We start from the raw sequence: 12,753 nt of genomic DNA on the forward strand, positions 1-12,753 counted from the left end.
TGCCGCTCCGTTTCCCATTTAATACCCCCGATAGAACGGCTGAACATAATGCCGATACGGATCATTCGGATAATGCGTATTTGGCTGATAAGGCTTATTCATATCATGAATACCCGTGTTTTCAGACTGTCCGCAGTATTTATCGGGGCCTATCACAGTTGATTGCCGGATCGGTGAAACGGCTTTTTCCCACTCATGCTCATTCAAACAGTACGTATGCGCCATGATCTCAGGCGGCGTCAGACGGAGAATATCCGAGCCGTATATCACTTCAGGCGAAGGGGCGTCAAATATGGCCAAAAGATGGGTTTTGTCTGAAGTGGCGACTTCATAATGCCACCACCCCTGCGGAATATTCGCCACTTGCCCGGGGGTAATCGGGTAATTACGTATTTTCTGGGTGAACGGATTCAGCATCGACACCACCGCGGAACCCGAAATACAGTACACCAATTCAGCGGCGTTTTGATGGGTATGCGGTTCAATCACATTTGTTTTACTCAGAAAGATATCTAATAATGAAATATTTTCAAGCGTGTTTAACTGTTTAATCCCCAATACATTGATAAAGTTCCGAGCATCTTTCGTAAAAAAACGGCTCTCATTCACATCATAAGTGAACTGTGTATTCGGAGACGTGTAATCGATATCGGAAACCATGCAATCCCCCGCTTTCATCTTTAAACGTATATTCCCAAATATATGTGTCCCTGTTTCACCGGGTGATAAAAAAGGAGGTGAAATCCATAAATTCCAAAACCAACACAATATTGTGACGGCTTTTTTAAAGATTCATTTTGGATATATCTTTTATTCGAAATATCTCTTACTATAAAGATATATTGAAAATACATCTTTAGAAGGGTTGAGGATGAACATGCTGGATGAGAGAACAATAGACATCATCAAAAGCACAGTACCTGTATTGAAAACACATGGAGAAAACATCACCGGACGCTTTTATAACCTGATGTTTCAAGATCATCCCGAACTGTTAAATATGTTTAACCAAACGAACCAAAAGAAACAGACTCAGCGCGCAGCATTGGCAAATGCAGTCATTGCGGCTGCGGCGAATATTGATCAATTAGAACAAATCATTCCGGCGGTCAGACAGATCGGCCATAAGCACACAAGTATCGGTGTAAAACCGGAACATTATCCGATTGTCGGAAAGTATCTGCTTCTGGCGATTAAGGATGTGCTGCAGGATGCCGCAACTCCTGAGATTATGCAGGCATGGGAAAAAGCTTACTGTGTTATTGCAGAGGCTTTCATCGGCATTGAAAAAAACATGTACAATGAAGCCGGATGGCAGGGGTATAAAGAATTTACGGTTATACAGAAAACAAAAGAAAGCAAAGATATCACATCGTTTTATATCAAACCGAGTGACGGCTCTTCGCTACCTGGATTTGAAGCGGGACAATATATCAGCATTAAAGTGCGGATTGCGGATTCGCCTTATACGCACATTCGCCAGTACAGCCTGTCTGATGCTTCTCAAAAAGGCGCATATCGGATTTCTGTGAAAAAGGACGGAGCGGTTTCTTCTTATCTCCACAATGAAGTTCAAGAGGGAGATAAACTTGAAGTCAGCGCACCCGCCGGGGATTTCAAGCTGTCTTCTGCCGAAAAACCGGTTGTTCTTATCAGTGCCGGTTCCGGAATCACGCCGATGATGAGCATGCTGAAAACAGCCGCCGAAAAACAGCCGGAGCGTTCCGTTACTTTTATTCATGCCGCGAAAAACGGAGAGTACGCCGCGTTCCGCAAAGAGGCTGAACAAGCTGCGGAGAATCATCCGAATATTAACGTCATTTATGTTTACAGTGAACCGGCAGAACAAGACCGCTCAGGAGACAAGCCTTTTTACAGCGGCCGGATTGATCAAACCTTCTTGGAGCAGCTTCATCTGAATCAAGATGCTGAATGTTACTTGTGCGGATCAGCGCAGTTTATGACGCAAATGAAAGATATGATTCTTGCACTCGGGTTTGACTCTGATTCTGTTCAATATGAATTGTTCGGCCCTCAGCTGAGCATGGCATAACAAAAAAGACTCCTCAAAGAGGGGTCTTTTTTATTTGCACAATGTGTTCTTTCTCCGTCTTTTTCCCTATTTTATTGAAATTTTCATCAATGACCAGTAAAATTATAAATCTAGTGATTCCGGAATTAAAGGAAGGTTGATATGAAAAAGAAAGCAAAGACCAAAAGGGTGCTTGGGTGCCTTTTTGCTGTATCTCTTATATTCGGATTATTTCTGGTATCAATGGTATTTTCGAAATTCATAGTGACGGAAGAAAAACCGCCTGAAGAGGTGGACGAGCAGCAGGTCTTTATTGACAGCCTTTCCGGGCATGCTCAGATTTTATATGAGAGATATCATGTCCTTCCGAGCATCACCCTCGCACAGGCCATTCTCGAATCGGACTGGGGGAACAGTGAGCTTGCGGGGAAAGCGCGCAACCTGTTCGGTGTAAAAGGTGATTATAAAGGAAAACACGTCACGATGAAAACGGATGAATTTGAAAAAGGAAAACGAAAAACGATTCGGGCAAAATTCCGTAAATACAGCACGTTTTTTGAATCAATGGATGACCATGCCAAATTATTTGTCAACGGAACGTCTTGGAATAAAAAGAAGTACAAGCCCGTTATTGAAGCGGACAATTATAAAACAGCGGCGGCTGCCCTTCAAAAATCCGGCTACGCCACAGACCCCGGCTATGCTGAAAAAATTAAAGATGTCATAGAAACCTATAACCTGAATGAATATGACAAAATCAATGCCTCTCTTAAAGCAGTTGATATGAAAGGCGCCATCAAAGACCACGTCATTGAAGACGTGTGGTCCAAGCCGTCAAAAGAGCGGCATTCTATAAAACTGGCATCGGCGCAAAAGTTTACCGGCCAGCATATTAAAGTCGTATCTGAAAAACAAAACGGAGAATCCGTCTGGTACCAAATTCAAGTGAAAGATGAGCTGATCGGTTGGGTAGACCAAACCGCCGTCCAGTTAAGTGAAGAAACATAAGCATCAAAAAAAGCCGGCAGCTTGCCGGCTTTTTTACATTCCTTCAGTTTCAAACCTTTTAATATCACGTTTATGCCCCATCAGCACAAGGCAGTCACATTCATGAATGACAGTCTCCGGAGAAGGGGACAGCTGAATGTCTCCATTATGTTTCACGGCGAGAATGGTGCAGCCGAATCTGGCCCGGACGCCGAGATCAAGAATGGATTTTAAATGCAGCTTTTTCGTGGCTGAAAGCTCCACAATGCTGTATTCATCTGACAAATCGATGTAATTTAAGACGTTTTCATCTGAAAGGCTTTGCGCAATCCGCACGCCCATATCCTTTTCGGGATGGATAATACGGTCAGCACCGATCTTTTCAAGCACTTTGTGATGATAATAGTTTTGCGCTTTCACCCAAATATTAGGGATGTTCAGCTCCTTCAATAACAGCGTCGTCAGCGTGCTTGCCTGAATGTTGGCGCCGATTGCTACGATGACATATTCAAAATTTCTGATGCCGAGCGACTGAAGCTCGCTTTCTTCCGTTGAATTTGCCCGCACGGCATGCGTGGCATAAGAGGAGTATGCGTTGACCCGCTCTTCGCTGATATCGATCGCAAGCACCTCATGCCCCATTTTAAAAAGCTCTTTACAGATGCTTCCGCCGAAACGGCCGAGTCCGATGACGGCAAATTGTTTATTTTTGATTTTTCCCAATCCTCATAACTCCTTAAGAAACTGTTTTCGTCACTCCAAATACAACAAACAAGAATGTACTCCTGTTTCAGGGGTTTGTCAATGCGAGGGCCGGAAGAAAGAAAACAGCACAAAAAAAGACCGGCTGACAAGCGATGAGCTTGTGCCGGTCCGTTTTTCGCAATTATTTGCAGTTGCAAGGCTGTGTCGGCGGTGTGCTGCGTTTTTGAACAACAATTGTGTCCTCAGCATAGAATTTAGAGCCGATGCTTAATGATTTATTTTCTGCACGGAACTTATATGTACCTGCAGCAGGCAATGTTTTATTATTAAGAGAAAGCTTAAATTCCGCTGCGCCGAGCAAATCAATGTTTAACGGAAGTCTGACTGTTTTGCCGTTATTGAGAATCTGTCTTTCACGCAAAGCGTGTCCGTTGACTGTATCTTTTGTTGTAGCCGCAAATCCGCTAGGAAGGGTAAATTCCATAACGCCTAAGCTCAGGATCGTGTTCGGACGGTACGTCAATTCGATATCAGAAAATGACCATTCCTGCTGGCTGGCACCTGTATATTTTGCAAATAAGGTAGCAGTCGCTTTCGCGGACATTTCCGGCTCGTGAACGGTTGAGCCTGACTCAGCGGCGAATGACGCTGTCGGCAGAGAAAGAAGCAAAACCAGGCCGAATAAACTTGCCATGACAGTTGAGAAAAATTTCTGTTTCATTTTCATAAATCCCCCTAAAAAAAATTTGCTGATTGTTCTTAAAAAAGAACGACCATACCTATAAAAATTTACCATCAATTTTAATGGAAGTAAATGGGGTTATGTTCCTATATTTTCTCAAAAATAATCAAATCACGACAAAAAACGCCTGAATCAAAATCAGGCGTTTTTTTCGTCCGTTTCTATCGGAATAAATTTAAAAATCTCCCCGCTCTGAACCGAGTCGGCGAGCCGCTTCAGCCAATGATAATAAGCTTTCGAGCTTTCAAGCTGATCATATAACTGCCGCGCTTCTTCCTGTAATTCCGCGCTGCCTTCCTCGGCCAGCAAAACGGATTGCAAATCCGCCTGGGCCTGTACGATGGCGGACAAATTCACCTGAACTTCACGGTCCCATTTCGGCGGGAAGAAATTCGTGAAAAACGTAAAGAAATCCTTTTCCGCTACAAACGTATGCTTCCGTGTGCCGCGGTGAAAGGTTTTTTTGACCACATTTAAATCCTGCAGCTTTTTGACGCCCGTGCTCATACTCGGTTTGCTCATCTGCAGTTCCTCACGCATTTCGTCAAGCGTCATTTCATCCCTCATATACATTGTTCCGTATAAAATCCCGACACTCCGTGTGATTCCGTAAAGATCCATCGTCTCTGCAATGGAATCAATGACAAGATCCCTGGCTTGTTCTATAGCTGCGAATTCTGGATTCTCATCCATACTGTCCCTCTTTTCCTCTTGAAGTTTAAATTTGTTAAGTCATTTCTTTATGTTCTTAATCTTAACGAATCATGACAAAATGTCAAAATCTAAACGGACTGACCGGGTTTTGACAGGCAAAAAAACATGTGTTAAATTAACATTGTTAAAAACATTAAATTTTTATTTAACAAACTTACTTATCGGTAAGGAGGACTCTTATGAGCAAAACGCTTTATATCGGCGGCGAATGGATCAGTGCAGAAAAAAAACAGACCCGCCGTATCATTAATCCATTTAATCAAGAAGAAATTGCAACGGTATGCGAAGGAGACCGGGATGATGCGGTGAAAGCCATCGCCGCAGCCAGAAAAGCATTTGATGAAGGGGAGTGGCCGGTGCTTTCCGGGCTCGAGCGCGGACAATTTGTTCTGAAAATTGCGGAATTAATCAGACGCGATCTGAACGAATTAGCTGAGCTGGAATCGCTTGATACAGGAAAAACGATTGAAGAAAGTAAAGCCGATATGGATGATATCGCAAATGTATTTCAATATTATGCCGGTTTGGCGGATAAAGACGGAGGCGAAGTCATTTCATCTCCGATTCCCGATTCAGTAAGTAAAATCGTCAGAGAGCCGATTGGCGTATGCGGACAAATTACGCCGTGGAACTATCCGCTCCTTCAGGCGAGCTGGAAAATCGCTCCCGCTCTTGCGGCCGGAAACACGATCGTTTTAAAGCCGAGCGAGATTACTCCGCTGACAACCATTAAAGTCTTTCAATTAATAGAAGAAGCCGGTATTCCGAAAGGGGCCGCCAATCTCGTGCTGGGGCCGGGCGCTTCTGTCGGCGACGAGCTGGCGAGAAACCTCGACGTCGATTTGGTCTCTTTTACGGGCGGAATTGAAACAGGCAAAAAAATCATGCAGGCGGCAAGCGGCAACGTGAAAAAGATTGCCCTGGAGCTTGGCGGCAAAAATCCGAATATCGTATTTCAAGATGCAGATCTCGAAACAGCTGCAGATCAAGCGCTGAACGCCGTGTTCTTCCATGCCGGTCAAGTTTGTTCAGCAGGGTCACGTCTTTTGGTGGACGAAGCCATTCATGATGAATTTTTAGCCGAGCTGATCAAGCGCACGAAACGCATCAAATTAGGAAACGGTTTTCATGAAGATACGGAAAGCGGTCCGCTGATTTCCGCCGAGCATCGGGCCAAAGTCGAAAAATACGTAGAAATCGGTATCGAAGAAGGGGCAAAACTGGAAACAGGCGGCAAACGTCCTGATGATCCCGCCCTTCAAAACGGTTTTTTCTATGAACCTACTATTTTCTCAAACTGCAAGTCTGATATGCGGATAGTCCAAGAGGAGATCTTCGGCCCCGTTTTAACAGTCGAGTCATTTTCTTCTGAAGAAGAAGTGATCAGACTTGCCAACGATACCATTTACGGGCTGGCTGGAGCGGTATGGTCAAAGGATATTGAAAAATGCGAACGCGTAGCCGCCAAACTGCGGATGGGAACGGTATGGATCAATGATTTCCACCCGTATTTCGCGCAAGCGCCATGGGGCGGGTACAAACAATCGGGCTTCGGCCGCGAACTCGGCAAAATCGGCCTGGAAGAATACACGGAAATCAAACATATTTACCGCAACACGAAACCTGCGGCTGTGAACTGGTTTCAAGCATAATTAGGAGGAGATACAATATGACATTAAATATGAAAGTAGAAAGCATGCATAAATTCCATACATTCGAAATCCCCACAGTCATTAAACACGGAATCGGCGCGATTCAGCACGCGGGAAGTGAAGTCAGAGCGCTTGGCGTCACAAAAGCGCTGCTCGTAACAGACCCGGGAATTTATAACGCAGGAGTGGCAAACCCGGTCATTGAATCTTTGCAGGAAGCGGGCATTGAAGTCGTCCTGTTTAACAAAGTGGAGCCGAACCCGCCTGTACGTCTTGTGAACGAAGGATCAAAACTGTATAAAAAAGAAAACTGCAACGGTCTTGTGGCTGTCGGCGGCGGAAGCTCCATGGATACGGCGAAAGCGATCGGGGTAGAAGCGACACACGAAGGAAGCGTGCTTGATTATGAAGCCGCGGAAGGCAAAAAGCCGCTGGAAAACCGTATTCCTCCGCTGACAACGATCCCGACGACTGCGGGAACAGGTTCAGAGGTCACACAATGGGCGGTCATTACAGATGAGGAAAGAGAATTTAAATTCAATACGGGCGGACCGCTTATCGCTGCGCATTTAACGGTCATTGACCCTGAGCTGCACACGTCCATGCCTCCGCATGTGACGGCCATGACAGGTATTGACGCACTTGCGCACGCCATCGAGTGCTATACGATGAAATTCGCGCAGCCGATCACTGATGCCGTCGCTTTAATGGCCATTGAATATGCGGCGCATTATATTAAGCGCGCGTTTGCGGACGGAGAGGATTTGGAAGCAAGATACGGCATGGCGCAGGCGGCGATGCTTGCCGGCCTTTCATACGGCAGTGAATCAGCAGGCGCGGCGCATGCGATGAGCCAGACGCTCGGCGGCATCATCCCTGTCGCTCACGGACAATGCGTCGCAGCTATGATGGGACCGGTAATGGAATACAACTGGAAAGGCTATCCGGAAAAATTCGCCCGCATCGCCAAAGCATTCGGAATCAATACAAGCAACATGACAACTGAAGAAGCGGCCAAAGCGTCCGTCAACTGGATGTATGATCTTGTAAAAGATTTAGAGGTGCCGAGTTTAGAAGAACAAGGTGTGTCTCCGGACATGATTGAACGTTTATCAAAAGAAGCCATGAAAGATCCGCAAACATTCGGAAATCCAAGAGATTTGAATGAGAAAGCATACAACTGGATTTACAAACGCTGCTTTGACTTAACGCCGAAAACGGTATAATAAATGAACCCCGCTCCTTTACAGAGCGGGGGTTTTTAAGGATAATGTCAAGAAAAAGGCGGTGGTGGCTGATGTGGAAACGCATAACAGCAAAGACGGAAGGCGTATATATAGCGGATACCGAACAATTTGTTACTAAAAAGATGGACAAGCTTCGCGCGGAATACGGCGGGTTTCCCGGTGACCTGCATTTCGGACTGACAAAAAAGGCCGGCGCGCGTGAGCCGATGTATAAAAGAGGAACGGAAATTTTTAACCGGAGACAAATTTCAATCGTGTCCATGGAGGAATGTGATGACATTGCGGAGAAGATGGGGATTTCTCATATCTTTCCCGAATGGCTCGGCGCTAATATAGCAATCAGCGGTTTTTCTGCGCTGACGCCGCTTAAAGAAGGAAGCAGAATGATATTTCCAAGCGGTGCGTCTCTGTTGTGCGAGGGAGAAAATGATCCGTGCATTCAGCCGGGAGAAGTCATTCAATCCTTTTATCCGGATCAGCCAAAACTCGCCGCGGCGTTTGTGAGGCACGCGATGGGCAGAAGAGGAATTGTCTGTATTGTTGAACGCCCGGGTGATATATGCACGGGCGATGCGGTCACCATCCATTCTTATGAACCGAAACGCGCCAAGAAAAAAATCGAGAAGGTCTGACTCAGACCTTCTCGATTTTTTGTTTGATTTCTTCTATTTGATTGATGTGACGCTTTTCATGATGGCCGATAAAATCAATCCACTGGCGGATCGTCAGTTCTTGAAAAACAGGATGCGGAAGCACACGTTCAAAGTCTTCCTCGTTTAATGATGAAATAACTGCGGTCAGCTGCTGTCTTGCCGTATCTAATTCTTGTTTTGCCTCAATGACTGATATTCGGTTTTGCTCAGGTTCGAGGTGTGACGGCGCCGGCCGTTTATTTGATCTGTCCTCTATAAACTCCATCGGTTTGTCTTCGATTTTTTTAAACGGTGCGTCTTTTGCCTGCTTTGATAAAAGGGTCTGCGCTGTTTCGTCAATTTTCTTTAAATGGTCAAGGACTTCCCGCACGCTCCACTCATCAGCCGCGGGCTTTCGGTTGAATTCCTCATCAGAGAGTCCTTTCAGTACTTCCCAGGTCTGCTGTCTGGTTTCATTAAAAATGCTCATCCTATCTCCTCCTTTAGAGTAAACATATCATATCCGGATTGGATAATCATGTAATCAGCCTTACTTATCAGAAAATTGAAACCATTTGCCTTTACATCCGTATATAAAGTAACACTCCGACACCAAGCCGAAAGGAGGATAGAATGTGGACATATTTCATCTGCCGCTTGAAACGGTCTATCTTTACACATTGATTATTTCGGGAAGTCTCACGCTTTTGATTCTGTTTTTTCAAGATGTGTTTCACGGCCTCTCGGAAGCCATTCCAGTTTCATTTTTAAACCCTGCATTGATTCTGTCTTTTTTAACAATCTTTTCAGCCTCAGGTTATATCGGCGAAATCGCCGCTCCGCTATCAAGTCCTGTCATTGCGTTACTTTCATTTGTTCTTTCGGTTCTTTTGGTCAGCCTGCTTCACTTCTTCGTCCTTGTCCCGCTTTCATCAGCGGAAGAATCGCTCGCATATCGGGAGACAGATTTAAAGGGCAGGGTCGGCAGGGTCATTACTTCCGTCCCGAAAGACGGCTATGGGGAAGTGATCATAGAGGGAATAGGGGGCGCCATTTCTAAATCAGCCGTCAGCTTTGATCAAGAACAGATCAAGTACGGAACGGCCGTATTAGTGATTGACGTGAAAGACGGAGTGCTTTTTGTGACGCCGCATGAACCAATCTGATATCTAAGGGGGAACTGTTATGACTATGCCGATTATCATTGTTATCGGAATCGTATTCTTTTTACTCATCGCACTTATTGCTGTATTTATTACGAAGTACCGGACAGCGGGGCCGGATGAAGCCCTTATCGTGACCGGAAGTTATTTGGGAAATAAGAACGTCCACATTGATGAAGGCGGAAATCGTCTGAAAATCGTCCGGGGCGGGGGAACGTTCGTGCTCCCGGTATTCCAGCAGGCAGAACCTCTCAGTTTACTGTCAAGCAAACTTGATGTCTCTACACCTGAAGTCTATACAGAGCAAGGCGTGCCGGTAATGGCCGACGGAACCGCCATTATTAAAATCGGAGGCTCCATCGGTGAAATCGCCACAGCAGCTGAACAATTTTTGGGGAAATCCAAGGACGACCGTGAGCAGGAGGCGCGGGAGGTGCTGGAAGGCCATCTGCGCTCCATCCTCGGCTCCATGACCGTTGAAGAGATTTATAAAAACAGGGAAAAGTTTTCTCAGGAAGTCCAGCGGGTCGCGTCTCAGGATCTTGCTAAAATGGGGCTGATGATCGTTTCTTTTACGATTAAAGACGTCCGGGATAAAAACGGCTATCTTGAATCATTAGGTAAGCCGAGAATCGCCCAAGTCAAGCGGGATGCGGACATTGCCACGGCAGAAGCGGATAAAGAGACGAGGATTAAACGCGCGGCCGCTGATAAAGACGCAAAAAAATCAGAGCTGGAGCGGGCGACGGAAATAGCTGAAGCGGAAAAAATCAATCAGCTGAAAATGGCGGAATACAGAAGAGAGCAGGATACAGCAAAAGCCAATGCCGACCAGGCATATGATCTTGAAACCGCAAAAGCACGCCAGCAGGTGACAGAGCAGGAAATGCAAATTAAAATTATTGAGCGGCAAAAGCAGATTGAATTGGAGGAAAAAGAAATTCTGCGCCGTGAGCGCCAATATGACTCTGAAGTGAAGAAAAAAGCCGATGCTGACCGTTACTCGGTGGAACAAGCGGCCGCGGCCGCAAAAGCGAAGCAGCTCGCCGAAGCGGATGCCGAGCAGTACAGCATCGAAGCGATGGCCAAGGCGGAAGCGGAACGCGTGAGAATTGACGGTCTTGCTAAAGCGGAGGCTGAAAAGGCGAGAGGAGAAACCGAAGCGGAAGTCATCCGCCTGAAAGGTCTCGCAGAAGCGGAAGCTAAAGAAAAAATCGCCGACGCATTCGAAAAATACGGGCAGGCTGCAATCCTTGATATGATTGTGAAAATGCTGCCTGAATACGCAAAACAAGTCTCAGCGCCTCTTTCAAACATTGATAAAATTACCGTCGTGGATACGGGAGGAAGCGGTGAAAACGGCGGAGCCAATAAAGTCACAGGCTACGCAACCAATTTAATGGCCGGTCTCCAGGAAAGCTTAAAAGCATCTTCCGGAATCAATGTAAAAGAGCTGATTGAGAATTTTTCAGGCAAAGGAAACATAAAACAAAGCATAAATGAACTTACAAAAGAACTGAGTGATTCAAACGAACGGCACAGCCCGGAATAAAAAAACAGCAGGCGTAAACCGCCTGCTGTTTCAGTTCGTCCGCTTAGCTTCAAGAAGCCGCGGCGCAGTCATGAATAATAAGATAAGGACAATGGCCGAAAGGATAAAAGAAGGAATCATATAAGTCGCGTTATAGACGGACGAATAAATCCAGACCGGCGTACCCTTCGGAGCATAGCTTCCGAAAAAGACAGCTCCGGAGACTACATGTGCCGCATAGCGCAGCACACTGCCGATGAAAACACCGCCTATAACATACATCGTTAAAGCGCCTCTTTTTTTATTCAATGCCGATGCTCGTACACCGGAAGCAAACAAGCCGCTGAAACCGAGAACTGCAAATGCCGCGATGTAATCGAGAAATAGCTGCACCGGGTGCTGCAAAAACAAATTGCCGATGGCGATCTGGACAATCCCTGTTAAAAAGCCTGTCGTAAGCCCGGCCTTCACTCCCCAGCGGAATGAAATCAAAAAAATCGGAATCATCATAATAGAGACCGAACCGCCTTGGGGCATCCGGAGAAACATACCTGAGACAATGTCCAGAATGACAGCCGCCCCGGTCATAATCGCTATTTCAATTAAGCGCACAAGCTGTGTTGAATGATTCATAGTTTTCCCCCTGGTCAGACAACCGTATCAAGGATAAACAAAAAAGCAGCGCGGGGAAGGATGGGAAAAGGTCCGCGCGCTGCTTACATAAACTGCAAATCATTTGGCTTTGCCACATCCCTACGCCAGCGTTAACTAACAGGTTCAAAGGGTCAGAACAAAACGTTCACTCTCAGCTTTAATGCTCCCCTTGTGGTCATCAAGTATTTAGTTCAATCTTACTATACAAGAAAATAGGCCAAACCACAAGACAGCTTATCTTTCTATAGAAGAGAAACTGAAATAAGGTATGAAAGAAAATAATTAATGATTTTTTTAAAAAACTATTGTCATATTTTCAAAAGGGTGTTATATTATTAAACGTCGCTGATGAACAGCAGACAACAACGAAAAGCTTCGGAAACAACTTGAAAAAAGTTGTTGACATAAAAGAAGCTGAGTGGTAAGATAATAAAGCTGCTTCGACAAGCGGTAATGATCTTTGAAAACTAAACAAGACAAAACGTACCTGTTAATTCAAAGTTTTAAATAAATCGCACAGCGATGTGCGTAGTCAGTCAAACTAAGGTCTGCACGATGCAGATCACACAGACGTTACTGCAGGATGCAGTGAACTTAGTCTGTGATCCATTTATCGGAGAGTTTGATCCTGGCTCAGGACGAACGCTGGCGGCGTGCCTAATACATGCAAGTCGAGCGGACAGATGGGAGCTTG

The 12,753-nt window shown here is 45.6% G+C and carries 13 protein-coding genes, 1 rRNA gene and 1 riboswitch; of the genes, 8 read left to right on the plus strand and 6 right to left on the minus strand.

Annotation, left to right across the window (positions count from 1 at the left end; all coding sequences use genetic code 11):
* Positions 1 to 18 precede the first annotated feature (18 nt).
* On the minus strand, positions 19 to 660 hold the full coding sequence (locus ACWJJX_RS09980) for a cupin domain-containing protein (RefSeq protein ID WP_071392221.1): 642 nt from the start codon (positions 658 to 660) through the stop codon (positions 19 to 21).
* A 217-nt stretch (positions 661 to 877) separates the two neighbouring features.
* Between ACWJJX_RS09980 and hmpA the strand changes: the two genes are divergently transcribed.
* Together hmpA and ACWJJX_RS09990 are read left to right on the plus strand one after the other, a co-directional pair.
* Positions 878 to 2,053: an NO-inducible flavohemoprotein gene (hmpA, locus tag ACWJJX_RS09985; RefSeq protein ID WP_454022954.1), complete on the plus strand. Its 1,176-nt coding sequence runs from the start codon at positions 878 to 880 to the stop codon at positions 2,051 to 2,053.
* Between the two features lie 141 nt (positions 2,054 to 2,194).
* A complete protein-coding gene (locus tag ACWJJX_RS09990) occupies positions 2,195 to 3,040 on the plus strand; it encodes a glucosaminidase domain-containing protein (RefSeq protein ID WP_454022948.1) in 846 nt (281 codons plus the stop codon).
* 33 nt (positions 3,041 to 3,073) lie between these two features.
* Here the strand turns inward: ACWJJX_RS09990 and ACWJJX_RS09995 are convergent, their stop codons facing one another.
* The 3 genes from ACWJJX_RS09995 to cudC form a co-directional block, all read right to left on the minus strand.
* Positions 3,074 to 3,742 (minus strand): potassium channel family protein, encoded by a 669-nt coding sequence (locus ACWJJX_RS09995; protein ID WP_058906302.1) that lies wholly within the window; start codon positions 3,740 to 3,742, stop codon positions 3,074 to 3,076.
* Positions 3,743 to 3,905: 163 nt separating this feature from the next.
* Positions 3,906 to 4,445: a biofilm surface layer hydrophobin BslA gene (bslA, locus tag ACWJJX_RS10000; RefSeq protein WP_070082729.1), complete on the minus strand. Its 540-nt coding sequence runs from the start codon at positions 4,443 to 4,445 to the stop codon at positions 3,906 to 3,908.
* Between the two features lie 159 nt (positions 4,446 to 4,604).
* On the minus strand, positions 4,605 to 5,159 hold the full coding sequence (gene cudC / locus ACWJJX_RS10005) for a choline uptake/conversion transcriptional regulator CudC (RefSeq protein WP_003152179.1): 555 nt from the start codon (positions 5,157 to 5,159) through the stop codon (positions 4,605 to 4,607).
* Positions 5,160 to 5,359: 200 nt separating this feature from the next.
* Here cudC and betB point away from each other — a divergent pair, with 200 nt between their 5' ends.
* From betB to ACWJJX_RS10020, 3 genes are all read left to right on the plus strand, one after another.
* Complete coding sequence (gene betB / locus ACWJJX_RS10010; RefSeq protein ID WP_003152180.1) at positions 5,360 to 6,832, plus strand: betaine-aldehyde dehydrogenase; 1,473 nt, start codon at positions 5,360 to 5,362, stop codon at positions 6,830 to 6,832.
* A gap of 17 nt (positions 6,833 to 6,849) precedes the next feature.
* Positions 6,850 to 8,058, plus strand: coding sequence for a choline dehydrogenase (gene gbsB, locus ACWJJX_RS10015; protein ID WP_416405784.1), 1,209 nt, complete (start codon positions 6,850 to 6,852; stop codon positions 8,056 to 8,058).
* 71 nt (positions 8,059 to 8,129) lie between these two features.
* Positions 8,130 to 8,711 carry an MOSC domain-containing protein gene (locus ACWJJX_RS10020; RefSeq protein WP_454022949.1) on the plus strand — a complete coding sequence of 194 codons (582 nt, stop codon included), beginning with the start codon at positions 8,130 to 8,132 and terminating at the stop codon, positions 8,709 to 8,711.
* A 1-nt stretch (position 8,712) separates the two neighbouring features.
* On the opposite strand, the gene ACWJJX_RS10025 is transcribed toward ACWJJX_RS10020, so the two are convergent.
* Entirely contained in the window at positions 8,713 to 9,201 is a 489-nt protein-coding gene (locus ACWJJX_RS10025) for a DinB family protein (protein WP_416405782.1), read from the minus strand.
* A gap of 145 nt (positions 9,202 to 9,346) precedes the next feature.
* Between ACWJJX_RS10025 and ACWJJX_RS10030 the strand changes: the two genes are divergently transcribed.
* Both ACWJJX_RS10030 and ACWJJX_RS10035 read left to right on the plus strand, forming a co-directional pair.
* The gene (locus ACWJJX_RS10030; RefSeq protein WP_032876878.1) at positions 9,347 to 9,877 is read left to right on the plus strand and encodes an NfeD family protein; all 531 of its coding nucleotides are present in this window, start codon (positions 9,347 to 9,349) and stop codon (positions 9,875 to 9,877) included.
* Between the two features lie 19 nt (positions 9,878 to 9,896).
* Positions 9,897 to 11,426 carry a flotillin family protein gene (locus tag ACWJJX_RS10035; protein ID WP_024085720.1) on the plus strand — a complete coding sequence of 510 codons (1,530 nt, stop codon included), beginning with the start codon at positions 9,897 to 9,899 and terminating at the stop codon, positions 11,424 to 11,426.
* Positions 11,427 to 11,456: 30 nt separating this feature from the next.
* Here the strand turns inward: ACWJJX_RS10035 and thiT are convergent, their stop codons facing one another.
* Positions 11,457 to 12,038 (minus strand): energy-coupled thiamine transporter ThiT, encoded by a 582-nt coding sequence (gene thiT / locus ACWJJX_RS10040; RefSeq protein ID WP_044052963.1) that lies wholly within the window; start codon positions 12,036 to 12,038, stop codon positions 11,457 to 11,459.
* 100 nt (positions 12,039 to 12,138) lie between these two features.
* Positions 12,139 to 12,239, minus strand: a riboswitch (TPP riboswitch).
* A 430-nt stretch (positions 12,240 to 12,669) separates the two neighbouring features.
* Between thiT and ACWJJX_RS10045 the strand changes: the two genes are divergently transcribed.
* Positions 12,670 to 12,753: ribosomal RNA gene (locus ACWJJX_RS10045) — 16S ribosomal RNA — on the plus strand; the annotation flags it as partial.

The sequence above is a fragment of the Bacillus sp. YH3-2-B2 genome (assembly GCF_053663335.1).